The 23,597-nt window shown below is 30.3% G+C and carries 23 protein-coding genes; 13 read left to right on the top strand and 10 right to left on the bottom strand.

The features are described 5' to 3' along the window. Positions 1 to 186: 186 nt before the first annotated feature. The 4 genes from ACNQF6_RS04110 to ACNQF6_RS04095 all read left to right on the top strand — a co-directional run bounded on the left by ACNQF6_RS04110 (position 187) and on the right by ACNQF6_RS04095 (position 4,233). Positions 187 to 1,164 carry a polyprenyl synthetase family protein gene (locus ACNQF6_RS04110; protein ID WP_417963505.1) on the top strand — a complete coding sequence of 326 codons (978 nt, stop codon included), beginning with the start codon at positions 187 to 189 and terminating at the stop codon, positions 1,162 to 1,164. A 149-nt stretch (positions 1,165 to 1,313) separates the two neighbouring features. Then, entirely contained in the window at positions 1,314 to 1,874 is a 561-nt protein-coding gene (locus ACNQF6_RS04105; RefSeq protein ID WP_417963503.1) for an RNA polymerase sigma factor, read from the top strand. After that, positions 1,861 to 2,607 carry a hypothetical protein gene (locus tag ACNQF6_RS04100; protein ID WP_417963501.1) on the top strand — a complete coding sequence of 249 codons (747 nt, stop codon included), beginning with the start codon at positions 1,861 to 1,863 and terminating at the stop codon, positions 2,605 to 2,607. Before ACNQF6_RS04105 ends, ACNQF6_RS04100 begins: the two co-directional genes overlap by 14 nt. 33 nt (positions 2,608 to 2,640) lie before the next feature. Beyond that, a complete protein-coding gene (locus ACNQF6_RS04095) occupies positions 2,641 to 4,233 on the top strand; it encodes a hypothetical protein (RefSeq protein ID WP_417963499.1) in 1,593 nt (530 codons plus the stop codon). Between the two features lie 193 nt (positions 4,234 to 4,426). On the opposite strand, the gene ACNQF6_RS04090 is transcribed toward ACNQF6_RS04095, so the two are convergent. The 3 genes from ACNQF6_RS04090 to ACNQF6_RS04080 form a co-directional block, all read right to left on the bottom strand. Next, positions 4,427 to 4,660 carry a hypothetical protein gene (locus tag ACNQF6_RS04090; protein WP_417963497.1) on the bottom strand — a complete coding sequence of 78 codons (234 nt, stop codon included), beginning with the start codon at positions 4,658 to 4,660 and terminating at the stop codon, positions 4,427 to 4,429. Between the two features lie 268 nt (positions 4,661 to 4,928). After that, positions 4,929 to 6,017: an ATP-binding response regulator gene (locus ACNQF6_RS04085; RefSeq protein ID WP_417963495.1), complete on the bottom strand. Its 1,089-nt coding sequence runs from the start codon at positions 6,015 to 6,017 to the stop codon at positions 4,929 to 4,931. Beyond that, positions 6,004 to 8,013, bottom strand: coding sequence for a sensor histidine kinase (locus ACNQF6_RS04080; RefSeq protein ID WP_417963493.1), 2,010 nt, complete (start codon positions 8,011 to 8,013; stop codon positions 6,004 to 6,006). Before ACNQF6_RS04080 ends, ACNQF6_RS04085 begins: the two co-directional genes overlap by 14 nt. Positions 8,014 to 8,176: 163 nt before the next feature. Here ACNQF6_RS04080 and ACNQF6_RS04075 point away from each other — a divergent pair, with 163 nt between their 5' ends. The 3 genes from ACNQF6_RS04075 (at position 8,177) to ACNQF6_RS04065 (ending at position 10,034) form a co-directional block, all read left to right on the top strand. Further along, a complete protein-coding gene (locus ACNQF6_RS04075) occupies positions 8,177 to 8,956 on the top strand; it encodes a response regulator transcription factor (RefSeq protein ID WP_417963490.1) in 780 nt (259 codons plus the stop codon). 184 nt (positions 8,957 to 9,140) lie between these two features. Beyond that, positions 9,141 to 9,305 (top strand): hypothetical protein, encoded by a 165-nt coding sequence (locus ACNQF6_RS04070; RefSeq protein WP_417963487.1) that lies wholly within the window; start codon positions 9,141 to 9,143, stop codon positions 9,303 to 9,305. A 273-nt stretch (positions 9,306 to 9,578) separates the two neighbouring features. Next, positions 9,579 to 10,034 carry a hypothetical protein gene (locus ACNQF6_RS04065; protein ID WP_417963485.1) on the top strand — a complete coding sequence of 152 codons (456 nt, stop codon included), beginning with the start codon at positions 9,579 to 9,581 and terminating at the stop codon, positions 10,032 to 10,034. Positions 10,035 to 10,053: 19 nt separating this feature from the next. Here ACNQF6_RS04065 and ACNQF6_RS04060 read toward each other — a convergent pair whose 3' ends face one another. The 3 genes from ACNQF6_RS04060 to ACNQF6_RS04050 are packed head-to-tail and all read right to left on the bottom strand — an operon-like array spanning position 10,054 to position 14,007. Then, positions 10,054 to 10,317 (bottom strand): response regulator, encoded by a 264-nt coding sequence (locus ACNQF6_RS04060; RefSeq protein WP_417963807.1) that lies wholly within the window; start codon positions 10,315 to 10,317, stop codon positions 10,054 to 10,056. 15 nt (positions 10,318 to 10,332) lie between these two features. Then, positions 10,333 to 10,461 carry a response regulator transcription factor gene (locus ACNQF6_RS04055; protein ID WP_417963483.1) on the bottom strand — a complete coding sequence of 43 codons (129 nt, stop codon included), beginning with the start codon at positions 10,459 to 10,461 and terminating at the stop codon, positions 10,333 to 10,335. Positions 10,462 to 10,470: 9 nt separating this feature from the next. Further along, entirely contained in the window at positions 10,471 to 14,007 is a 3,537-nt protein-coding gene (locus tag ACNQF6_RS04050) for a PAS domain S-box protein (RefSeq protein WP_417963480.1), read from the bottom strand. An 810-nt stretch (positions 14,008 to 14,817) separates the two neighbouring features. On the opposite strand from ACNQF6_RS04050, the gene ACNQF6_RS04045 reads away from it, so the two are divergent. Together ACNQF6_RS04045 and dnaG are read left to right on the top strand one after the other, a co-directional pair. Then, on the top strand, positions 14,818 to 15,228 hold the full coding sequence (locus tag ACNQF6_RS04045) for a hypothetical protein (protein WP_417963478.1): 411 nt from the start codon (positions 14,818 to 14,820) through the stop codon (positions 15,226 to 15,228). Positions 15,229 to 15,327: 99 nt separating this feature from the next. Continuing rightward, the gene (gene dnaG, locus ACNQF6_RS04040) at positions 15,328 to 17,310 is read left to right on the top strand and encodes a DNA primase (RefSeq protein ID WP_417963805.1); all 1,983 of its coding nucleotides are present in this window, start codon (positions 15,328 to 15,330) and stop codon (positions 17,308 to 17,310) included. Positions 17,311 to 17,428: 118 nt separating this feature from the next. Here the strand turns inward: dnaG and ACNQF6_RS04035 are convergent, their stop codons facing one another. Together ACNQF6_RS04035 and nadE are read right to left on the bottom strand one after the other, a co-directional pair. Beyond that, positions 17,429 to 18,058, bottom strand: coding sequence for a response regulator transcription factor (locus ACNQF6_RS04035; protein ID WP_282710717.1), 630 nt, complete (start codon positions 18,056 to 18,058; stop codon positions 17,429 to 17,431). Positions 18,059 to 18,153: 95 nt separating this feature from the next. Then, positions 18,154 to 18,954 carry an NAD(+) synthase gene (gene nadE, locus ACNQF6_RS04030; RefSeq protein WP_417963474.1) on the bottom strand — a complete coding sequence of 267 codons (801 nt, stop codon included), beginning with the start codon at positions 18,952 to 18,954 and terminating at the stop codon, positions 18,154 to 18,156. A gap of 100 nt (positions 18,955 to 19,054) precedes the next feature. Here nadE and gldB point away from each other — a divergent pair, with 100 nt between their 5' ends. Together gldB and gldC are read left to right on the top strand one after the other, a co-directional pair. Next, on the top strand, positions 19,055 to 20,011 hold the full coding sequence (gene gldB, locus ACNQF6_RS04025; RefSeq protein ID WP_417963472.1) for a gliding motility lipoprotein GldB: 957 nt from the start codon (positions 19,055 to 19,057) through the stop codon (positions 20,009 to 20,011). After that, the gene (gldC, locus tag ACNQF6_RS04020; RefSeq protein ID WP_091165314.1) at positions 20,011 to 20,346 is read left to right on the top strand and encodes a gliding motility protein GldC; all 336 of its coding nucleotides are present in this window, start codon (positions 20,011 to 20,013) and stop codon (positions 20,344 to 20,346) included. Before gldB ends, gldC begins: the two co-directional genes overlap by 1 nt. A 78-nt stretch (positions 20,347 to 20,424) precedes the next feature. Here the strand turns inward: gldC and yihA are convergent, their stop codons facing one another. Together yihA and ACNQF6_RS04010 are read right to left on the bottom strand one after the other, a co-directional pair. Further along, positions 20,425 to 21,045 (bottom strand): ribosome biogenesis GTP-binding protein YihA/YsxC, encoded by a 621-nt coding sequence (gene yihA, locus ACNQF6_RS04015; RefSeq protein WP_417963469.1) that lies wholly within the window; start codon positions 21,043 to 21,045, stop codon positions 20,425 to 20,427. Between the two features lie 33 nt (positions 21,046 to 21,078). After that, positions 21,079 to 21,852, bottom strand: coding sequence for an alpha/beta fold hydrolase (locus ACNQF6_RS04010; protein ID WP_417963466.1), 774 nt, complete (start codon positions 21,850 to 21,852; stop codon positions 21,079 to 21,081). 380 nt (positions 21,853 to 22,232) lie between these two features. Here ACNQF6_RS04010 and mraZ point away from each other — a divergent pair, with 380 nt between their 5' ends. Both mraZ and rsmH read left to right on the top strand, forming a co-directional pair. Further along, on the top strand, positions 22,233 to 22,706 hold the full coding sequence (gene mraZ, locus ACNQF6_RS04005) for a division/cell wall cluster transcriptional repressor MraZ (RefSeq protein WP_417950509.1): 474 nt from the start codon (positions 22,233 to 22,235) through the stop codon (positions 22,704 to 22,706). Beyond that, a complete protein-coding gene (rsmH, locus tag ACNQF6_RS04000) occupies positions 22,681 to 23,589 on the top strand; it encodes a 16S rRNA (cytosine(1402)-N(4))-methyltransferase RsmH (protein ID WP_417963463.1) in 909 nt (302 codons plus the stop codon). Before mraZ ends, rsmH begins: the two co-directional genes overlap by 26 nt. The last annotated feature ends 8 nt before the right edge of the window (positions 23,590 to 23,597 follow it).

Below are 23,597 nucleotides of genomic sequence, written 5' to 3'. Positions count from 1 at the left end.
GTTTTATTTTTGTTGTGCAAACTTATATCTCAGCTACTCGCGTCAGATTAAGATAACTTTAACAAAAAGTGAAATGAAATTAAGAATAGGTTAGCAATGTTAAGGAGAATATTTTTTTAGCATGAACCACTTAAATTGTATTTAAGGCTGAATATATTTGTCAAAAGACGTAACTTTGAATCCTAAATGAATGTCACTTCACAAATAAAACAGCCCATTTTCAATGAAATGGAACTTTTTGAAAAAAAGTTCTATGAATCGATGACTTCACAAGTGGCTCTACTCAATAGAATTACCTACTACATAGTAAACCGCAAAGGAAAACAAATGCGTCCTATGTTTGTTTTTCTGACAGCCAAAATGGTTTCAGCCGGAATAGTAAATGAACGAACGTATCGCGGAGCCTGTGTCATCGAACTGATTCATACTGCTACACTTGTTCACGATGATGTAGTGGATGACAGCAATCGCAGAAGAGGTTTTTTCTCGTTGAATGCACTTTGGAAAAATAAAATTGCGGTACTTGTGGGTGATTATTTATTGTCCAAAGGATTGTTACTTTCTATCGATAATGGAGATTTTGACTTACTCCGGATTATTTCTGTCGCTGTACGTGAAATGAGTGAAGGCGAGTTACTTCAAATTGAAAAAGCCCGAAGACTCGACATTACAGAAGACGTTTATTACGAAATCATTCGGAAAAAGACAGCAACACTTATTGCTGCCTGTTGTGCTCTTGGTGCAAGATCCGTTATTGAAGATGAAGTTCAAGTTGAGAATATGCGCAAGTTTGGAGAACTCATCGGAATGGCTTTTCAGATAAAAGATGATTTGTTCGATTATACCGATGATGCTATTGGTAAACCTACAGGAATTGACATCAAAGAACAAAAAATGACGCTGCCTCTTATTCACGTCTTGAATACGTGTACTTCAAAAGAGAAAACATGGCTTATTAATTCAATTAAAAACCATAATAAAGATAAAAAACGCGTCAAAGAAGTTATTGCTTTTGTAAAAGACAATAACGGATTACTTTATGCCGAACAAAAAATGGTTGAATTCCAACAAGAGGCCCTTTTGCTTTTAGATAATTATTCGGATTCTGAGTTTAAAGATGCGCTGATTTTGATGGTAAATTACGTGATTGAAAGAAAAAAATAATTTTTTTTTAAAATAATTCCCTCTCGTTAACTATTGATTTTATTGACTTTTTTGGTTTTTTAATTTTAAAATCAAATTTTTTTCTATTTAAGATGCAACCTTTTTGCATTGTCAATCGTCTATACTTATAGAAACACTTTATAAAAATTTTGAAAGTAATCAACTTACATCAGGAGGAAAATGAATTAATCCAGTCAGCTGTCGAAAACAATCGGCATGCACAACAGCAGATTTATACTCAATTTTCTTCAAAAATGTTAAGCGTTTGCCGCCAATACATAAAAGACATTCATCAGGCCGAAGATATCATGATTACTGCTTTTATGAAAGTGTTTACGAATCTGAAGAATTTTCAGCACAAAGGAAGTTTTGAAGGTTGGATTAGAAGAATTATGGTTAATGAATGTATTTCTTTTATTCGAGTTGAAAAAAAGCTAAAATATAGTGAAGATGAAACCTATTTTGAAGAAAGTTTCAATAATATCGAAAGCCAATTTTCAATAGACGATATCCAATTTTTGATTGATAGTTTGCCGGATGGATATAAAATGGTTTTCAATTTATATGCTATCGAAGGATTTAAACATCATGAAATTGCCAGTATGTTAGGGATTAATGAAGGAACATCAAAATCGCAATTATCACATGCCAGGAAAATGCTGCAAGCACAGATTAATACGTTAAAAAATTACAGTTATGGAACCGAATAAATTAGAAACACAGTTTAAAGAGCAATTAAATTCTAGGGAAATCAAACCGTCAGAAATGGCTTGGAGCAAATTGGATGCAATGCTTACGGCTGCTGACCCGAGCAATAGCGAAAAGGCGAAGCAAAAACCAAAAGCTAAATTCCCTTGGATGTTTATGGCTGCAAGTTTTATTGGATTTCTATTGATTGGTACCGTTTTTTTTAATGGTTTTGAAACTATAAAAATAGAGAAAGGAAATCCAGTAGTTATAGAAGAAAAAACAGATAGAAATAATTTAGAAGAGCCAGAAATAATCAATGAAGTTACCTTGCCTAGCCAAGTTCAAAGAGCAACAGTAGAGAAACATAAAGTTGTCGCTGATAATAATAATCTGAAAAAGCAGCCAAAGCAACTTAATAATACAGAAGAAGAGATTTTAATCATCAATCATTCAAAAGAAAATGAGGCTGTAGTTAATTCTTATGAAAACAAGAATTACCAATCAACAAGTGTAAATAAATATATTTCAGCAGAAAAATTATTAGCAGAAGTTACGAATACTGAATTTGAATCTAAAACTACTGATAAAACAATTAAAAAAACTAGAAAAGCTATTGTGGTAAATCCAAACAGTTTATTGGCAAATGCTGAAACAGAATTAAATCAATCATTTAGAGAGTCTGCATTGAATAAATTCAACAAGAATTTTAATGCTATAAAAACAGTTTTAGTTAATAGAAATTACGAAGAATAAATCAAAATCAATCATCAATCAAAAAACGAAATCATGCAAAAAATTATTTTAATCACAACAATTGTGTTGCTTTCCTTACTAAGTAAGGTAAATGCTCAAGGAGTAGACGCTATAAAGAACAGTTCAGACTGGCATTATAGGGGTTCAAAAGCAGAAAATTATGAAATGGGATCAGATGCGGGCGCTGAAAAAAATAACCAGACGGTTTACAAAATTAAATCGATTCCCAGTAAAACGAATGGTTTTGGGACTATAATGAAAACCATACAACCGGATGCATTTTTAGGAAAAACAATCAAAATGACTGCGTATGTTAAAAGTGAAAATGTAAAGTCATGGGCAGGGTTGTGGATGCGAGTAGATTATTATACTGCAGCAGTTTTAGCTTTTGATAATATGCAAAGAAGGCCCATCAAAGGAACTAAGGATTGGACTATATATGAGGTGGTTTTATATGTTCCAACTGAGGCAACAGCTATTTCGTATGGTGTTTTATTAAATGAAACAGGACAAATTTGGTTTAAGGATGTTGCAATAGAAATAGTTGAGGACTCCCTTGACGAAACTGGAGAAAATAAAGGAAGAGACCATAAAGCAATTTCCTTTGAAACCAAAGCCAAAGCTATTAGTAACGAAATTAAAGCAATTACAGACAATGAAAAAAATGCCCTAAAAGAGGCTGTGGAATTAATAGACAATGACTTAGAAAAAGGTATTGTGACTAAGGAGCAAGCGAGTGACCTTAAAATGCAAAAAGCAAAAATTCATGCTGCAGCTATCGAGACTAAAGTGAGTGTTGAACAAGCAAGGTTAAATCAATTGGTGCAAGATAAAGTTGATGGAAAAGTAGCAGATGAAAAGGATTATAGAAGCGAAGGGCGAGCAATTGTTCTAGGAAATAATTCAAATTCAATAGGTTCTCAAACCGAAATTAATATTACTTCCATGAAGGTGTATAATGGCCAGGAAGATAAGGAAGAACGCCAATCTAAGAGGACTACTTCACAATTAGTATTGGCTAGTGGGTTGAACAATGTAGTGACTGATGGCTCAGTACAAAAATCAGACTTTAGATATTTGGGCTCTCATTTTTATGAATGGGGATTGACTTATAACACCAGGATTTTAAAAAACAATAATTTATTGCATGCAAAATATGGTTTTTCACTAATGTACAATAATTTGCGAGCTACAGATAATAGGTATTTTATAGCAGATGGAAACCAAATAAATCTGGAGATAAATCCAATTCGTCAGGATGATTCTCGTTTCAAGAATGTAAATTTAGTATTTCCATTGCACTTAGAATTTGACTTCACAAAATCCAAAGAAAGAGATGGGAAGACCTATTTTAAAACACACGATAGTTTCCGAGTTGGTTTAGGAGGATACCTTGGTACAAATCTAAAATCGAAACAACATATAAATTATGATATTGATGGGTATAAGTCAAGAGAAATAACTAAAGGTGATTTTAATGTTGATAATTTTATATATGGATTAAGTACTTACGTAGGATATAAAGCTACCAGTTTGTACTTGAAATATGACTTAAACCCTTTGTTTAAAGATAATGTAGTGAAGCAAAACAATATTTCTTTAGGATTACGTTTTGACTTCAATTAAGATTTGATTTAGTTAGTTTTTTATTTTGAAAAGCGCTTTGAAAGAAGCGCTTTTTTATTGTTAAATAAAAACCATACCTTAAATTATAATTAGTCGATTTATGTGTTACATAAAGGAAGAATCACAGAAACTACAGTGCCTTGATTTTGTTCGTTTTAATTTCAAATTTTCCGTTAAAGGTTTTACTATTTTCTTACATAAAAATATAGCTTGTCCCTGATCTTTTTTTAGAATGAAGTTTCTTTTGATGAGTTGGATTTACTTCTTCGATATTAAGTCCATTTTCAAAATCTCGAATAACAATGATATATACAGCATCACCTTTTTTTCCTAAAATAAGTACTTTCGCATAACTCTCGGAGAATTCCAAAGCATTGTCGATTAATGCATATAAAATATAAAAATAATTGTCTTTATAAATTTTCAAATTAACTGCATCGACATCCTATATAATTCTTTTTTTAGCAGTGCTATGAGATTTGGAAATTTTTTACAACTTCAAGGAAAAAATTCAAAGATTCTGTGCGATCCTCTCTTGAGGATATAGCGGGAGTAGTTTTAAGTTTTGATATAATCTTAAATTTCGCATTTTTCTTCTTGCATTTTTTATCTTTGATAAGGTTGAATACAATAAATAAATTTTATCTTTTTAAATGTTTTGAGATCGAATTGTTTTTTTTTACTATTTTCTAGAATTACGAGAGGTTTTTTATATGCAAAGGCAGGAATAATTTAATAGTAGTGCCTTTGTTTTCTTTTGAGACAATAGTGAAAACCCCATTTGATTTTTTTATAATAATTTTGCTTAAAAAGAGCCCTAATCCTAATCCTTGTTGCTCTCTTTCTTCCCTATTAAATTGTTGAGCGGCGCCTATTTTATTTAATTCTTGTTCACTGAAGCCAATCCCGAAATCCCTGATCACTAATTCATAATATTTATTATTGAATCGTTCTCCAGAAACAATAATGATTTTGTTATTTGAAGAGAATTTTAAGGCATTGTCTATTAATTCAAAAAATAGATACTGCAAATGCTCTTCACTGATTTTAATCGTTGCTTTGTCAATTTCAAAACTGATTCTTTTTTCTTGATCTTCATGAATTTTAAAAATTTTTTCTTTTGTTTTTAAAAATGAATTTAATATTTCAGAACTAAAACTGTCATTAAATTCTACAAAATTATTTTTAAGATTTTGATAAAGAATTATATTTTGCATGGTTCTATTTAATCGTTCACCTGATAATTTAATCGATTCATAAAATGCGGATATTTCTTTTTTGTTTAGTTTTTCTTGATTTTCAATTAGAAGCTCAATTGGCCCTAAAATTCCATTTAGTGGTGTATTGATTTCATGTAAAAAAATCTGTTTTTCACCCAGATATAAATTACTATTAGAATTCTTTATTTTTTCAAATCGTTCTAGCTTTGATTCTATAATAGATATTAATTCTTTTATTTTGAATGGTTTAGCGATATAGTCATCAGCGCCTCCCAACAAACACTTTCTCATGAGATTGCTTTCTTTTTTTGCAGTCAAAAAAATAAAGGGTATAGAGTTCAAAGAATTAATATCTTTTATTATTTCAAGTAATGTACTACCATCCATAACAGGCATCATTATGTCACAGATAATTAAGTCTGGTGTCCAGTATTCTAATAAGTCTAATGCTTCTTGTCCATTACAGGCAGATTTGACATTGTAATTCTGATAGATAAGTAGTTCGCTAATAGTTTCTCTTAAATTTAATTCGTCATCAACTAAGAGAATTTTAGTTCTGTTCATATGGGAAATTTAATTTTATTGTTGTTCCAAAGTTTTCTTTGCTTTTCAATTCTATTTTACCGTTTAAAAAAACTGTAAATTGTTTTACAATTGTTAAGCCCAGACCGGAACCAATTATGGTAGTTGTATTTGAAGCTCTAAAAAAAGAGGTAAAAAGATATTGGATTTCATCTTCGGGAATTCCAATTCCAAAATCAGTTACTTCTATTTCAATTTCGTTCTCTAAATAGCCGATAATGATAAGTGGATCAGGTTTACCTGCAGAGTATTTAAACGCATTGCAAATTAAGTTTGTTAAAATATGAGTCAATAAAGTTTCATCAGTTTGAAAAATTTGTTTTTTGCCTTTTATTTTAATTTGAATCTTTCGTTTTTCAAGAGCTCCGTTAAAATAGGTGTCAACTAATGTTTTAGTATAGAGATCGAGATTAATTTTTTTAATTTCTTTTTTAATTTTTTTAGATTCATACTTCCCGAAAATTAAAATATTATTCATTAATTCAGTCATTCGATCTACTTCTTTTTTTATTCTTGAAGTAATATTTTCAACTGAATTGACTGTTTTTTTATCAAAATGATTTGTTTTAAGATCAATAAGTTCGGCGTTAGAATAGATAACAGTCAACGGGGTTCTAAATTGATGTGATGCCATTGTGATAAATCTTGATTTCATTTCACTTAGCTCTTTCTCTTTTTTGAGTGCAGTTTTAATTTCTTCTTCGGCTTTAATTCGTTGACTCACATCTCTGCTGGAAGTTTGAACTCCTACTATAACATTATTGGTATTTAATATTTTTCTTGCTGAGGTTTCTATCCAAGTAAACGTATTGTCTTTCTTTCTAAATCTATACGTAAATATTATAGGTTTCAAATCTATAAGGAAGTCTTTCTGAACATTTCTTATTCGTTCACCATCATCTGGATGGATAAAATCAAAGACTATTTTATTCAGCACTTCAATGGGTTCATATCCTAAAATTTCCTTTATAGAATTTGAAACGTAGGTATAACTTCCATCAATTTTATGTTGTGAAATTATATCAGTAGTATTGTCAGCAATAAATCTAAATTTCTCTTCAGATAACTCCAGTTGTTTTTCTTTTTCTATATTTTCGGTGATATCGATAAAGGTTGCAATAATTTTTGTGGGTATGCCTTGCTTGTTTTTTTTCAATAAACCAAAATATTTTACCCAGACAGTATTTCCATCTTTGTGAACCATTCTTGCTATTCCGGAATATTTACTGGATTTTTCAGATATGAAGTATTCTAAATCTATTGTTATTTTCAGCAAATCTTCAGGATGAGTACTGTTTTTCCAAAATTCAGCATCTATTGTTATCTCATCGTTTGTGTAGCCTAATATTTTTGCCCAATTATAGGAAAAAACACTTTTATTGGTGTTAATGTTTAATTCCCATAGGGCTTGATTAGAACCTTTCATGTAGAAGTCAAATTTTTCTAAAGAAGCTTCTAATTTTGAAATGGTTTTGTCTTGATTGAGGCGAAGCCCAATGTTTTTAGAAACAGTTTGTAAGGCATACACTTCTTCTTCTACCCATATTCTTTCCGTTTTGCAATCATCATAACCAATCCATCCCCAAAAGAGATTGTTGGAAAAGATTGGAGTGAATAAATAGGATTTTATGCCTTGCATTTCCATAAGTTCCCGGAAATAATCATTTTCACTCTCTTTTACCAGTCCATAAAAAGGCTCGTTTTTTACTAATTTTTCATAAAGTCCCGGGAAAGCAGCATAAGTAAGGCCGCTCAGGTCTGGACTATCAATGTAAGGTTCAATATCGTTATTGCACCATTCATGGGTATAGTAAAGTCTTAGCCCATAATTATCGATTCGATTTTTAAAAATATAACATCTGTCAAATTTTTGTGTTTTGCCAATATCAGTAATGCAAAAATTTAGTGCATCGTCGATTGAACCCTCTTGTAAAAGATGATGATTAGCTTTAGAAATACTCAATAAAATATTTTTCATTGTTCTGATAGTGAAGGTTGTAAAAAAAGCCGTTTGTTTATTTTTTATCAGTATTTTTTTTTCTTGATAAAAGTATTTTAATTAAATTTTTTAATGGTTTTAATTACTGATAGTTTAAAATAAAATAAGGTTTGATTAAAATAGAAATGGTTAATTTAGTAAAATGGTAAAACCCAAATTAAAAATAGTTTTAATTGAAGATGATTTAGCCTTAGGAAGCTCAATTTTAGAATTATTGATTCTGAGTGATTTTGACGTAAAATGGCTAAAAGATGGAAGGAAAGCTTTACTATATTTTCAAAAAAATATTCCGGATGTCATTATAAGCGATTTGATGATGCCTATTATGGGTGGCGAAGAACTGTTTTTAAAAATCAAGGAAAATATTAAATTTAAAACAGTTCCTTTTATTATAATTACTGCTAATATGGATGATAGTATAAAATTCAGGCAGTTAGAGAATGGAGTAAATGATTTTATAATGAAACCCTTTAAAGTAAAGGAATTGGTCTACAAAATAAAAAATGTGATTGAACTAAAAAAGAATATAGAAAAGAAATATAGTCCTGATCCGTTTTCAAAAGTTACTATTAAATTATCCGAAAAAGATTTTTTAACCTCGTTAAATGAAGTTCTTGTTAAACATTTAAAAACAAAAATAGATATTAATGAATTGTCAAGTCAGCTTTTTATTAGTAAATCAACATTAGATAAAAGGGTGAGGAAACTTACTACTAAAAACGTGAGTCAATACGTACGAGAGTTTAAATTAGAATATGCTATTAAGCTCATTGATTTAGGAGAAAGAAATGTACAATATTTAGTTTATGAAACGGGATTCAACTCATTCTCTTATTTTTCTACCAGCTTTAGGTCATATCTTAAAGTAACACCTCGGGATTATATAAAATCAATTCAAAATGAAAATAAATTGTTGATTTAAAAGTTTGTAAATACAAGCGGAATAAATAATTTAAAATCATAAAAAAACATTCTTTAGAAAAGTGTTTTTTTATGATTTTAAATTATTGGCTCTTTTCTTTAAATCAGAAGTAATAAATTAAGTGTTATGAAATAGATTACTATTTCAAAAAAATGTAATGTTTGGAATTTCAAATGATGTTTTAATGAAACTTAGAATAAGACCGTCTCAATCGGAATGGGATGATTTAAACGAATTGTTTCCTGACAATAAAGAAACAGTAACAGAAAATAACATAGTTACGTTTAGTCTCTTTGTTATTGGAATCGGATTAATTGTAGTTGCCTTTATTGTGGTAATTTCTCTTTAGCTAAGAGTATGTTAATAAATACTATTATAAAAGAGGGTTTAGTTTTTAAAAAGAATAACTGACTTTTTTTTGGGATATAAATTATTAGTACTTTTTTTTAAGCTATAACTAAAAAAAGAGTTTAATGTAATTTCATAATCTATTTTCACAAAAGATTTGGGGTTCTTCTTTTCAAGCCAGCTTACTTAAAGTTTTATTGGCGGCAATAAATTACAATTTAGTAAGGGTAAGCTTTTTGGTAAGATTCGTTAAATTTAATTTAATAATAGAGATATGAGTACAAATACAGCAAAAACCGAAAAAACTTTAGAGGAAAATTCTCTTTTTATAATTTCAGAGTCTAAAGTAACTTTTAAAAATTGTGATACTGTAATTAACTTAAATCAAATTTTAAATAGTAGAATAATAAAAAAAAGAGATTTTACAGCTAATATTATGGTATTAGTATTTTCGGTTTTATTTTATGTAATGATTGTACAACCTTTATATTTAAGTACAATATTCGAATCTTTAATTGTAGCACTAATTTTAATTTATGTATTGAGTTGCGTAGAGAATTATTCTTATAGATTACTGATAAACAAAACTAATTATGATTTTAACGAAATAATTGTCAGTAAAAAAAATCTCTATTTTGCAGGAAGATTTATTTCTAAATTTCCAGACTCTACACTATTAAAAACCAAAGTTGAACAGGAATTTGATTATCAAAGCTTGATAGAAGCATAGTTTGGTAGTTTTTTGTTTATTAAATAAATATGGTAAGTTTATTAGTTATCAATTTAGAAGTTTTGGCTAGTACTAATTGCGATTCAATGCTGTTTTTTAATTCTTTAAAAATAAATGGCTTTTTTAAGTAACCTTTAATTCCTAAAGCGTTACCTTTTTCTGGATCTTTAAGTTCAATTCTGGCAGTAAGAAACATTACTGGGATATTAGAGTAATCAGAAATATTGTGCTTCTCCTTGAAACCACATCCGTCAAGAACAGGCATCATGATGTCACAAAGGATTAGATCAGGTATAAATTACTTGACTTTTTCTAATCCTTCCATTCCGTATGGTGCATTACTTACATCATAACCTGCATAGGAAAGTAGTTCGCAGATAGTTTCTCTTAGTCTTGTTTCATCCTCAATAATTAATATTCTGGCCATCGTTTTCAATTATTTTATTAAAGGGAATTTCAGGGTTACTTTTGTGCCTTTTCCTAATTCGCTTTCTAATGCAATTGTACCTAAATTTTTTTCAGTGAATGTTTTAGCGATATACAATCCTAAACCAGTTCCTTGAAAACCATCGGTATTACTTGCTCTGAAAAAAGTGTTGAATAATTTAAGTTGGTCCTGTTTAGGAATGCCTATGCCAAAATCAATAATTTCAAGGATGATTGTATCATTATTAGAAGAAAGATTAAGAATTACCTCTTCAAATTTTTCAGAATATTTAAAAGCATTATTTAAAATATTAATAATAGCATATTCCATAAGCTTTTTATCAGCATTAACTGTAAAAGTTGAGCCATTAAAATGTGTTGTAACCTTTGCGTGATTTATTTTATCGAGGTAGTAACTGTCAATTATTTCTTGACAAAAATCCTTCAAATCAAATAATGTAGGGTTGAAATTAGTCTTTCCGGAATCTTCTTTAGAAATGGTTAATACGGCATTCATCAGCTCAACTATTCGATCAATTTCCTCTGTAATAATAGTAACCCGTTTTTGTAAACGATTTCCATTTTGTAGATTTTGATTTTCTAAATACATAGAGATTAATTCTGCGCTAGTTCTGATTGTAGTCATAGGCGTTCGAAACTCATGCGATATTGTGGCAACTAAATTTGTGCGTAAATCATTTAATTCTCGTTCTTTAGATAGCGCTTTTTCAATTGCTTTTTCGGCTATTTTTTGAGAAGTTACATCTCTTGAACTAGTTTGAATTTCTACTAAAACTTTGTTCTCTAAAATTAAACTTGTTTTTATTTCAATCCAGATATATTCATTATTACGTTTTTTAAACCTTGCAATTACTGGTTCATCCGTTTTCAAGGTGAGGAACTTTTCCATTTTTTTTTGAAGATAATTTTTATCTTCTGGATGAGCATAATCCAAAGGGAATTTTCCTAGTAATTCGTCTGAAGAATACCCCAGAAGATTTTGTATGGATGGTGAAATATACTTAAAACTTGTATCTGCATTATGTAAACAAACTAAATCTACAGTATTGTCGGCTAAAAGACGATACATGTTTTTTGCTTCATTTAATTGAACGGTTTTATTCCTGTTGTTTTCATCAGTCAATACTTTGTTTTCTTCTTCGATTTTTTTTCTTTCGGTAATGTCAATTACCTGTACGATATAATATTTAATTTTATTTTTATCGTTTTTTGCTACCGAAACAGACATATGCGCCCATATGATAGATTTATTTTTATGAATAAACCTTTTTTCGGAACTGAAGTTAGATATTTTTCCGTTGTCTAATTTTTCTTTAAAATCTAAATCGAGAGTCAAATCTTCGTAATGAGTGATTTCTTGGAATTTCAAGTATTTCATTTCTTGATTTGAGTAGCCAAGCATTTTACAAAGTCTGTCATTTACTTCAATATAGGTTCCTTCAGTATTTACCAAAGCCATTCCTACTGCTGAATTCTCAAAAGCTCCTTTAAATTGTTCTTCGCTTTGCAGCAATTTATCTTTTAATTTCTTTTCTTTAGTTATATCTTGCATGGCTCCAATCATTCGAATTGCCTTGCCTTCATCGTTACGGATTATAACAGCCTTGTCTTTTATAAAGGCATAAGTACCATCTGATTTTAGATAACGGTATACTTCTGTCCATCTATAAACGTCTGTATTTATGGCTTTTTCTGCAGATGCAAAATAGTATTCTCTATCTTCTGGATGAACAAAATTCTGGTATTCTTGCCCTGTTATAATGTTATTCTCAAATTGATGTCCAAAAAGAATAGAATAGCTTTCTCCAACAATTATTTCATCCGTAATCATATTCCAATCCCAAAGCGCATCTGAAGTAGCTTTACTGGAATATGTAAAGCGCTCATTGCTGATTTTTAAAGAATCTTCTGCTTTTTTTTGTGCGGTTATATCATTAAAAGAACATATTACATAGAGTAATTCATTAAGGTCTCCAAACACTGGTATGGCATCAACTAATAACCAAACTAAATCATTATGCATTGGCCGATGAACACCCATGACAATATTATTTATTGGCTTCAACTTTTCTATAGCCTGAGGTACAGGATGTTCATTGGGTTGGAAAGGAGAACCATCTATATGAATTACTTTCCACTGAGAATCAAAAGAGGTTAAACCACGAAGTTGATCTTCGGTAAGGCCTAACATTTCGCAAGCTGCTATATTATTTTCAAAAATTTCTGATTCTGGTCCCTGAACTACTATCCCAACAGCAACATTTTGGAGAATACTGGCCGTAAGTTGTCGGTTTTTGAAAATTTCTTCTTGAATTTTTTTGCTTTCTGTTATGTTAACACTAAAACCGATCATCATTTTAAAACTTCCATCATCATTAAAAACTGGAGTAAATTTTCTGTCATGGTACGTGATACCATTAACTTCAGAATTTAAAGTTTCTTCCCAAAATGAGGTTTTCTCTATTTGAAGTGCTGCAAGAAATTTTTCCCTTCTACTTCTAGCGATGGAGACATCTCGTTGCATATGTTGTGCATATTCAAAATCGTCTTTTCCAATTATAAATTTGCGCAACTCTTCATTTTTAATTGCTATTGGATTTACATAGATATATTTATGATTAGAGTCAAATACTACAACATCAGTTGGTAAATTATTTAATATGGTTTCATAGAAATCTTTTTGTTGCAGTAGCTTCTGTTGGACCTCAATATGTTCAGTAATGTCTCTACAGCTTCCTATAAAAAATGGAGAGCCATTTCTTTGAGATAATTTTAAACGTGTTTCATGCCAAACATAGTGTCCTTCTTTATGCAGAATTCTATAGATTAATTCCCCTTCATTTTCTCCAGTTTTAACAACTCTATTTAAAAAAGTAATACAATTTTCTAAATCTTCAGGGTGTAAAAAAGAAGCGTTGCTTTTGCCTAATACCTCTTTAATGTCATAACCCAGATATTTAGTCCAGTTGTTTGAGGCATATATAATTATTCCTTCTAAATTAATCTCGTAGATAATTTCATTTGAATTATCTATAGTGAGTTGAAATTGATTTTCTTGCTGTTTGATTGTTTCCTGTAATTCTTTATTTTCTATATGTAATTTCAATAAAGATTGAATTTGTTCTACAGCATGATGTAAATATTTTAACTGTACTGAGGAAAGCTCTTTCGGCCTAGTGGCCGTAATACAAATAGTTCCGATAACTAGATTTTCATCAAGACAGATTGGAAGCCCAGCGAAAAAATTCTCTAAGTTTTCGGATTGATTGGAAACCTCATTATTAATATCTGAAACGATTTTAATTTTATTTTGCTGAATAACATTCTCATTAAATGCTAATATATTAGGTGTGATAGGAATAAGATCTAAGCCTATTTTTGCTTTTACAGCTAGTCCAGTTAAATCAATTAATGATATAAAGACACAAGGGACTTCACATATTTCTGATATAAATAATAGAACACTATTGAATTCTTGCTGAAAATCTATAGTTTCTGAAAAATTTATTATTTTTAATAAAGGCATTTTTTTAAATTTATTTTATAGCAACAAATTATTTGACTGATTAATGCTTTCATTCATTAAATAAGAAATTTTTTATAAGAAATAAAGAAAAATAATCGAGGTTAATGTATAGTAATTCAAATCTATTTTGGAGCTATTGTATAGTAGAATGAACCCAGAAAGTTTTAGTAAATTTATAATTAATTATTGATAAAATTGAACTTCATATAGTATAGGTCTCATTCTTTTTAAATTTTGTTTTATACTTTCATTATTGTAATATTTTATGCCATTATCTAAACTGTGTTTTTTTTTAGCGTACTGGATTTAGTTTTGTTTGTTGCTGGTCTTGATCTGAATGCAATATTAGCTCAATGTTAGAAAACCTTTAAAAATATTGGTTTTTCGATTAAAATTGAGATTTTACATTAATTAGTAATTTATTTTTTTACAAAGTAAATTAATTATGAATGTAATTTATTAGCAAGTACATTATATGCCGTAAAATAGGTTGCAATTTTTGATTTGGCATTTTGCCACTAAAATTTAGTTGTAATATATTTTTAGTATTTCGCTTTAATCTTGTTTATAGAATTTGTATTTCTTGCTTCTATCAAATTTTGAGCCCCGAAATTTTCATTACTCGTAATACTGTTTTATGTTTCTTTTTTTTACGAGCAAGTTAGCACAATAACATTATCGGCTTTTAGAAGTGTTTTCAATAATATTTTAAATCTTTAGTACAATTTTTAGAGCAGTCAATTAAAGCACTATGTTTTTATATCTAAATAGCGAATTTTGGCTTACATAAATTGAAAAAATTAATATAAAATGAAAAATTTTGAAAAAAATTTTGACGACGATAGAAGTATTTCTATTAAAGAATCAAATGTAGTTTTAAAAATAAATAATAAAGAAAAAATATTTAATTTTAGAGAAATTAAACAGATTAAAATTGAAAGGGTTGAAGTTTTTTCTTTTAAAATGATAATTTTTAACAGTATTTTATTTTTACTATATTTTTTGTTTATTAAGAATAATTGCACCAATCTTCCTTCTAATTTTGAACTCTTGTTTTTTCTTGTGTTTTTGTTGTTGTCTCCTTTTTTTATTAGAGTAATCAAATATCAAATACTAATTATGGATACAAATTTGAAACATTTTAAATATAAAATTCATAAGAAAGAGATGAATGATGCTAGATTTTTTACTTCATCGGTGAGAAGTAAAATTAGTAAATAAATACTTTTATTTATCTTGAATTAAGTACATTTTATTTGTACTAACAATAATTTTTTCAGGTTAAACGTTGTAACTTTGAATTTCAAAAAAAATAACAATTTGATTTCAAAAGCTACTATTGATACTGTTTTCGAAACCGCCCGAGTAGAGGAGGTTATTGGTGATTTTGTCCAATTAAAACGGGCAGGAAGTAACTTTAAAGGGCTAAGTCCATTTTCTGAAGAGCGTTCGCCATCGTTCATGGTTTCTCCTGCTAAAGGGATTTGGAAAGATTTTAGTTCTGGAAAAGGTGGGAACTCTGTGGCTTTCTTAATGGAACACGAAAAATTTACGTATCCGGAAGCTATTCGGTATTTAGCCAAAAAATACAATATTGAAATTGAAGAAACCGAGCAAACGGATGAAGAGAAAGCCAATACTGATGTTAGAGAAAGTATGTATTTGGTTTCGGAATTTGCAAAAACCTATTTCCACAACACACTTTTAAATTCTGAAGAAGGGAAAGCAATTGGTTATTCTTATTTCAAAGAACGCGGTTTTACCAATGAAACCATTAAGAAATTTGGATTAGGTTATTCCCCGGAAGCTTGGGATGCTTTTACCAAGGAAGCATTAGGCAAAGGATACAAATTAGAGTTTCTGGAAAGTACAGGACTAACAATTCCCAGAGAGGATAGGCCTTTCGATAGGTTCAAAGGACGTGTGATGTTCCCAATACAAAGTATGTCAGGAAGAGTACTCGGTTTTGGAGGAAGGATTCTTACCAATGATAAAAAGGCTGCAAAATACCTGAATTCACCCGAAAGTGAAATTTACCATAAAAGTAAAGTGTTGTATGGTATTTTTCAAGCCAAACAATCCATTGCAAAATTGAACAACTGTTATTTAGTTGAAGGATATACGGATGTAATTCAGTTTAATCAATCCGGAATTGAAAATGTTGTTGCCTCTTCTGGAACAGCTTTGACGCCAGATCAAATCCGATTAGTCAACAGATTGACAAAGAATATTACCGTTCTTTTTGATGGAGATGCGGCCGGTTTGCGCGCTTCTATTAGAGGAATCGATTTGATTCTTGAAGAAGGAATGAATGTAAAAGTATGTACATTTCCTGACGGAGAAGACCCGGATAGTTTTGCTAAGAAAACGTCTTACGATGATTTAGTATTATATCTCGAAAATAATGCTAAAGATTTCATTCAGTTCAAAGCCTCACTGTTGATGAATGAAGCCAAGAATGATCCCATAAAAAAAGCAGACTTGATTCGGGATATGGTAGTCAGTATTTCTAAAATTCCAGATAGAATTCAACGCGAAATTTATATTCAGGAATGTTCTCGAATCATGGATATTTCAGAGCAAGTCCTTGTAAGTACCCTAGCACAATTAGTTCAAAAAGATGTGGTTGAAGTTGGAAAAAAACAACAACAAAAACAGGAGCAAAAAGCTTTTGAAGTTGTAAAAAATGAAAATCCTATTAGTACAGAGAAAGTAGATACTTTGGGTATTGTAGAATGTGAAATTATAAACATACTTTTATCGTATGGAAATATTTCTGAAAAATTTGAAGGTGTATTGATTGGAACTAACCCTGAAGGCGAAGTTGGAGAAGTGGTAGTAAAGAAAGAAAGAAAGGTTTATGAAGAAATATATTTAAGCCTACAGGAGGATGAAATAGAATTTGCTACTGGATTGTTTAAAGAAATATATAATGATGTAATAAGTGTTTATTTGCAAAATGATAATTTTAATTTAGAGAGATATTTAATGCATTTGAAACCGGAATTCGCTCAAATAATTACTGATATTGTGATGAATAATGAGAAATATGTATTGCATAATTGGGAAGGACAAAATATTTTTCCAAAAACTAAATTAGAGCAATTGAATCAAAATGTAACAGATAATTTATTTACGTTAAGATGGTATTTGATTAGTCAATTTATAGAAAATGCTAAAAACTCAGTTTCAAAAGAATCTGAAATAGACAATAGTGAGGTAATAGCTGAAATAATGGATTATATTAAACTTAAAACAAAGTTCTCTTATAAAACAGGTAGGGTAGTAGTGAGATATCATTAAAAAGCTCTCTATCATCCGAAACTAATTCAGATAATACAGAGCCTTTGTCAATGGTTATGGATTGTAATATACTAATCCATTTCTTTTCAAAAAAAACAGGGAGAGTTATGTCGTGGTACTAAACTATCTCTAAAGTTTTTGCTTTGTTTACCAAGTCTACTAAATTAGTAACATTTAGTTTTGTAAGTAATCGTAATTTGTACGTACTAATTGTTTTTTCATTTAGTTTCAGAATATCAGCTATCTCATGGTTTTTCTTCCCATCACTTAGATAGCGTAAAACTTCTACTTCACGATTAGAAAGCTTACGATATAAGCGTTCGCTCTTACTTTGTTTTGCAATTAGTGCTAGATTTTTCTTTACGGTTTCATTTATAATTATCTTTCCTTGGTGGACTTTGATAATTGAAATTCCTAAAGTTTCTAGTTTTTCTTTTTTGTGAATGAATCCTGAAACACCTGCTTTAATAGCATTTGGAGCATAAATTTGTTCTGAAAGACCACTGAAGATGATAATTTTAGTTTTTGGAAAATTTTTTAAGATTGCTTTGACCTCAAAAATACTGGAAAGACCTTCCAGCTCCAAATCTAAAACTAAGACATCAATCTCTTTAGTTAAAAGTATATCCCGTACCATCAAGAAATTACCAACATTGGCAACTATTGATATGTCTGCATTATCTTTAAAGTAAGATTTTACTCCAAAATGCACAACGGGATAATTATCGGCTATACATACTTTGATCATGATTTTTAAATTTTTAGAATTATTTGTTATTGGAAATGTAAAATTAATAAATAAATTCTGTAATTAATTGTAAATCAATATAAAATGTGACTTCTTTATACTTTTGGGATAAAACAAACAGGAATTGCTGTCATTTTATGTTGATTGATAGTGTTTAATCGCTTATAAATTTCGAAAACTACCTTTTCTCTTCCTGAAAAAGCATCTAAAGATTGTTTAGCATCGTCTTGGGTCATTGCCCATTCCAATTCGTCATAACTGGCTCCCAATTGATCTTCATCAGTTCTTTCATCGCCAAATAATCCATCAGTAGGTGATGCGTTTAAAATAGAGTCCGGAACTTTCAAATAACTTCCTAAAAGAAAGACTTCTGACTTCATTAAATCAGCAATAGGACTCAAATCAACTCCGCCATCACCATATTTTGTATAGAAACCCACTCCAAAATCTTCTACTTTATTTCCAGTTCCTGCTACTAATAAACTATGAACGCCGGCAAAGTAATATAGCGTAGTCATTCTTAATCGTGCTCTGGTATTAGCAAGTGATAAATGAAGTTTATCTGTATCAGATGCATCTGGTACTACTGTCTTGAAAGTTTCAAAAACAGAGGTCAAATCTGCTTCAATACTAGATACATTAGGAAACCTTTTTTTTAATTGTTCAATATGCTCTCGTCCACGAGTTACATGACTTTGTGCTTGATGGATAGGCATTTCAACACATAAAACTTTTAATCCTGTTTGCGCACATAATGTTGAGGTAACTGCCGAATCTACTCCTCCGGAAATTCCAATTACAAAACCATTTACTTTTGCATTTTCAGCATATGTTTTTAACCAATTTACGATGTGGGCATTCACTTTTTCAACTTGTAATGTGCTTTTTTTAGTCATAATAGTTTACGTTTTAAAAATCAGGAATGTATATTTGCAAAATAAGTTTCTTGCGCATTCGTTTCCTTAGATTCTTTGGAGACAAATTTAATTAATATATATGAAAAAATATCTGTTTCTTGTAGTCTTTTGTCTCTTTATTTTATCCTGTGATAAGAAAAACAAAGTTGAAAGTGCTGTTGCTGCAATTCCTGTGAAAGTAAAAGTGGAACGCTTTGATAAAATATTTTTTGAAACTCCTCCGCAAGATTTAGAAAAAGTAAAAAAACAATTTCCGTTTTTTTTTCCTCCGGGAAATGACGATAGTGTTTGGTTGAACAAAATACAAGATCCGTTATGGAGAGAATTGTACACAGAAGTACAAAAAAAATATGGTGATTTTGAGCCGGTAAAATTAGAGTTAGAAACACTTTTTAAGCACATCAAATATTATTTTTCTAAGACAAAAACACCTAAAGTAATCACCGTAATCTCTGAAATGGATTATAAAAACAAGGCTATTTATGCAGATAGTTTAGTTGTAATTTCGCTCGAATTGTATTTAGGTAAGAATCATAAGTTTTATCAGTTTCCAAATTATTTAAAACAAAATTTTGAGGGAAGACAAATCGCACCTGATGTAGTATCAAGTTTTTCAGCACGTAATATTCCACCTGTTTTAGACAAAGATTTGCTAAGTCAAATGATTTACTCAGGAAAGCAATTGTATTTAAAAGACTTACTTTTACCGGACTATACTGATGCTGAAAAAATGGGATATTCTCCTGCGCAAATTATATGGTGCCAAGAAAATGAAAGTTATATGTGGCGTTATTTTATTGAAAAAGAAATGCTTTATAGTAATGATCAAAAGTTAATTTCCCGGTTTATAAATCCGGCGCCATTTTCTAAATTTTATTTAGAAATTGATAATGATTCCCCAGGGCAGGTTGGTGCCTGGATAGGATGGCAAATGGTACGCTCTTATATGAAAAATAATGATGTGCCTTTGGTAGATTTATTAAAAACCAATGCAAAAGAAATATTTGTTAAATCAAAATACAAACCCAAAAAGTAATGTCGAATAAGAATACATCAGAAATTAAGTTTCTAATTGAATTAGATGAAAACCGTGTTCCGGAAAAATTAATGTGGTCTGCAAAAGACGGTGGAGTTGAACAAGAAGAGGCTAAAGCGATTATGTTGTCTATCTGGGACAGCAAGGCAAAAGAAAGTATGCGAATTGATTTATGGACTAAAGATATGCCAGTTGATGAAATGAAAATTTTCTTCCACCAGACTTTAGTAGCCATGTCTGAAACATTTAAACGTGCTACTGATGACGAAAAAATGGCTGATACCATGAAAGATTTCTGTGATTATTTTGCGGAAAAATTGGAGTTAACAAAATAGGTAGATTCTAAATCAAAACAAAAAATCCCAAAACTAAATTATAAGTTTTGGGATTTTTTATATAATAAAATGTAGTTTCTAAAATTGATTATTATTTTTAAAAACCTCTTGGTTTACTTCGTCAATATAGGTTAATAAATCTTCTTTTCCGGTCGATTCTGTTGCGGAAGTAACAAAATAATGAGGCATTTCGGCCCAATTGTTAGCGAACATTTTCTTTTTGTAAGCCGCAATATGAGAATCAATTTTTACTTTACTGATTTTGTCTGCTTTGGTGAAAACGATACAAAAAGGAATTTCACTTTCGCCCATATAGGACATAAATTCAATATCTATGGTTTGCGCTTCATGACGAATATCAATCAGAACAAATGCACAAACTAATTGTTCTCTTGTTTCGAAGTAGTCAGTAATAAATTCCTGAAAAATTGATTTCGTTTTTTTAGAAACTTTAGCATAACCATAACCTGGTAAATCTACAAGAAACCAATTGTTGTTAATCAAAAAATGATTGATTAATTGCGTTTTTCCGGGCCTTCCTGAAGTTTTAGCTAACTTTTTATGATTTGTTAGCATGTTTATCAAAGAGGATTTCCCAACATTTGATCGGCCAATAAAAGCATATTCGGGCAAAAAGTCTTTAGGACATTTGGCCACATCGGAGTTGCTGATAACAAATTCGGCAGTATTAATTTTCATTTTTTCTAAGTGTAAAATTCTACTCTTTTAGGATTAATGTATGGATAAATGCGTGTGTGTTAACCAGTCTTCTAACAAACGATTAAATTCATCAGGATGCTCCATCATCGCAGCATGTCCGCATTTATCTATCCAGTATAAGGTAGAATTAGGTAATAATTTATTGAACTCTTCTGCAACATCAGGAGGCGTAACTTTATCGTTTTTTCCCCAAATTATACAGGTTTGAACATGCATTTTTGGTAAATCTTTGGCCATATTATGACGAATGGCACTTTTAGCAATTGTAAGCGTTTTTATCAATTTTATTCTGTCGTTTACAGATTCGTAAACTTCATCAATAAGTTCTTTGGTAGCTACTTTTGGATCGTAAAATACATCTTCGGCTTTTTTCTTGATGTATTCATAGTCGCCTCTTTTGGGATAACTATCACCCATAGCGCTTTCGTAAAGTCCTGAACTTCCTGTTATTACAAGTCCGGATACTTTTTCAGGATACATTTTAGTATGATATAGAGCGATGTGACCGCCTAATGAATTTCCTAAAAGTATTACTCTTTCTAGTCCTTTAAATGTGATAAAATCTTTAACATATTTTGCAAAACTTTTTACATTCGTTTTTAAAATATTCTGAGTGTATATAGGTAAATCGGGAATGATTATTTTATATCCTTTTGTAGAAAAGTAACTTGCAACAGCATCAAAGTTGCTAAGTCCACCCATTAGCCCATGCAAGATGACAATTGGAGTTCCTTCGCCAGCTTCGTAATAGCTATATCTACCTTCTTTTTTATAGTGTTTTTCCATTTTTTTTGAATCCGGATTTTCAATTTTGACAAATATAGGATTTAATAAATAAAAATGAATTTTTACAACAATTTTTAATTGTAAAATTATACTTGGTATTATAAAAACAGACACCTTTTTTTGCGTATTTGAGTGGTGAAATTTAATTATTCAAATCTTGTTCTTACCATTTTAAATTGAAATTCCATTGTATTTTAGTTCCTTTTTTTTATAATATTACCTTTCTTACAAATAAAATAAAAGTGAGCTAACGTTCTGACTGTCTAAAAATTAGGGACTTTTGGTTGGAAGTGGTTAAACTTATTAACAAAGTGGGATATAGTGGTAAATTGTGGTAATATTTTTTATATTTTTGCTCTACATCATTTAAAATTTTGTGATTGGATACAATTATTGGAACATATGAATGTAAAGTTGATGCTAAAGGAAGGCTGCTGTTACCGGCGCCTTTAAAAAAGCAATTGGCTGCTTCACTTCAAAACGGGTTTGTTTTGAAGCGTTCCGTCTTTCAACCATGTCTAGAGTTGTATCCTATGAATGAGTGGGATTTGATGATGCAGAAAATCAATAAACTCAATCGGTTCGTGAAGAAAAACAATGACTTTATCCGCAGGTTTACAGCTGGGGTTAAAGTGGTTGAGATTGATGCTTTAGGTAGGTTATTAGTGCCAAAGGATTTGGTAGTATTTGCAAGTATTGCTAAGGAAGTTGTGTTTTCATCGGCAGTGAATATTGTTGAGATTTGGGATAAAGATTTATACGAAAAATCAATAAATGGTGAGGATGTTGATTTTGCAGATTTAGCAGAAGAAGTAATGGGAAATATAAATGACGACGACAATGGAATATCATAATCCGGTTTTGCTTCAAGCATCAGTAGATGGTTTAAATATTAAGCCAGACGGCATTTATGTAGATGTCACTTTTGGTGGTGGAGGACATTCGAAAGAAATATTAAAAAGACTAGGGCCAAACGGAAAGCTATTTGCTTTCGATCAGGATGAAGACGCTTTGGCGAATGCCTTGCCTGATGAAAGATTTGCGCTCATTAATGAGAATTTTCGTTTTATAAAACGGTTTTTGCGTTTTTATGGTGTGAAAAGTATTGATGGAATCTTGGCAGATTTAGGAGTTTCGTCTCATCAGTTTGATGTTCCAGAAAGAGGTTTTTCTACTCGCTTTGATGCGGAGTTGGATATGAGAATGAGTCAGAAAAATGATTTGAATGCCTATCGGGTTGTCAATGAATATGATGATGTGAATTTAAAAAGAGTGTTCTTGGATTATGGTGAATTAAAAAATGCACCTGCTTTGGCAAGAACAATTATAGAAGCCAGAGAAGAACAGCCAATCAAGACGACTGATGAATTGAAAGAGGTCTTGGCGAGATATTTACCAGAAAGAGTTCGAAATAAAATATTAGCTCAAATTTATCAGGCGATTCGAATTGAAGTGAATCAAGAAATGGATGTTTTGAAAGAGTTTTTGGAACAATCTTTAGAAGTATTGAATCCCGGTGGAAGATTGAGCGTGATTTCATATCATTCATTAGAAGATCGATTGGTGAAAAGATTTATGAAAAACGGAATGTTTGAAGGAGAACCTGAACGTGACTTTTTTGGTAATTTTTCAGTGCCATTTAAAACGGTTGGAAAATTAATTGTTCCGGATAATGCTGAAATAAAAGAGAACAATAGAGCAAGAAGTGCCAAATTAAGAATTGCTGAGAAGATATAATTAGTCAT

The sequence above is a fragment of the Flavobacterium pasteuri genome (assembly GCF_048286615.1).
Lineage (GTDB): Bacteria > Bacteroidota > Bacteroidia > Flavobacteriales > Flavobacteriaceae > Flavobacterium.
Note: the sequence above shows the minus strand (reverse complement) of the source record. Positions and strands in the feature narration are given on the sequence as shown.

What these genes read in the sequence shown, in the direction of transcription:
- gldC (WP_091165314.1), top strand. Translation starts at nt 20,011, where the DNA reads ATGTCGAATAAGAATACATCAGAAATTAAGTTTCTAATTGAATTAGAT.
- ACNQF6_RS04095 (WP_417963499.1), top strand. Translation starts at nt 2,641, where the DNA reads ATGCAAAAAATTATTTTAATCACAACAATTGTGTTGCTTTCCTTACTA.
- ACNQF6_RS04110 (WP_417963505.1), top strand. Translation starts at nt 187, where the DNA reads ATGAATGTCACTTCACAAATAAAACAGCCCATTTTCAATGAAATGGAA.
- ACNQF6_RS04065 (WP_417963485.1), top strand. Translation starts at nt 9,579, where the DNA reads ATGAGTACAAATACAGCAAAAACCGAAAAAACTTTAGAGGAAAATTCT.
- ACNQF6_RS04035 (WP_282710717.1), bottom strand. Translation starts at nt 18,058, where the DNA reads ATGATCAAAGTATGTATAGCCGATAATTATCCCGTTGTGCATTTTGGA.
- ACNQF6_RS04085 (WP_417963495.1), bottom strand. Translation starts at nt 6,017, where the DNA reads ATGAACAGAACTAAAATTCTCTTAGTTGATGACGAATTAAATTTAAGA.
- nadE (WP_417963474.1), bottom strand. Translation starts at nt 18,954, where the DNA reads ATGACTAAAAAAAGCACATTACAAGTTGAAAAAGTGAATGCCCACATC.
- ACNQF6_RS04010 (WP_417963466.1), bottom strand. Translation starts at nt 21,852, where the DNA reads ATGGAAAAACACTATAAAAAAGAAGGTAGATATAGCTATTACGAAGCT.
- gldB (WP_417963472.1), top strand. Translation starts at nt 19,055, where the DNA reads ATGAAAAAATATCTGTTTCTTGTAGTCTTTTGTCTCTTTATTTTATCC.
- ACNQF6_RS04100 (WP_417963501.1), top strand. Translation starts at nt 1,861, where the DNA reads ATGGAACCGAATAAATTAGAAACACAGTTTAAAGAGCAATTAAATTCT.
- ACNQF6_RS04055 (WP_417963483.1), bottom strand. Translation starts at nt 10,461, where the DNA reads ATGGCCAGAATATTAATTATTGAGGATGAAACAAGACTAAGAGAAACT.
- yihA (WP_417963469.1), bottom strand. Translation starts at nt 21,045, where the DNA reads ATGAAAATTAATACTGCCGAATTTGTTATCAGCAACTCCGATGTGGCC.
- ACNQF6_RS04080 (WP_417963493.1), bottom strand. Translation starts at nt 8,013, where the DNA reads ATGAAAAATATTTTATTGAGTATTTCTAAAGCTAATCATCATCTTTTA.
- ACNQF6_RS04075 (WP_417963490.1), top strand. Translation starts at nt 8,177, where the DNA reads ATGGTAAAACCCAAATTAAAAATAGTTTTAATTGAAGATGATTTAGCC.
- ACNQF6_RS04070 (WP_417963487.1), top strand. Translation starts at nt 9,141, where the DNA reads ATGAAACTTAGAATAAGACCGTCTCAATCGGAATGGGATGATTTAAAC.
- ACNQF6_RS04050 (WP_417963480.1), bottom strand. Translation starts at nt 14,007, where the DNA reads ATGCCTTTATTAAAAATAATAAATTTTTCAGAAACTATAGATTTTCAG.
- rsmH (WP_417963463.1), top strand. Translation starts at nt 22,681, where the DNA reads ATGACGACGACAATGGAATATCATAATCCGGTTTTGCTTCAAGCATCA.
- ACNQF6_RS04045 (WP_417963478.1), top strand. Translation starts at nt 14,818, where the DNA reads ATGAAAAATTTTGAAAAAAATTTTGACGACGATAGAAGTATTTCTATT.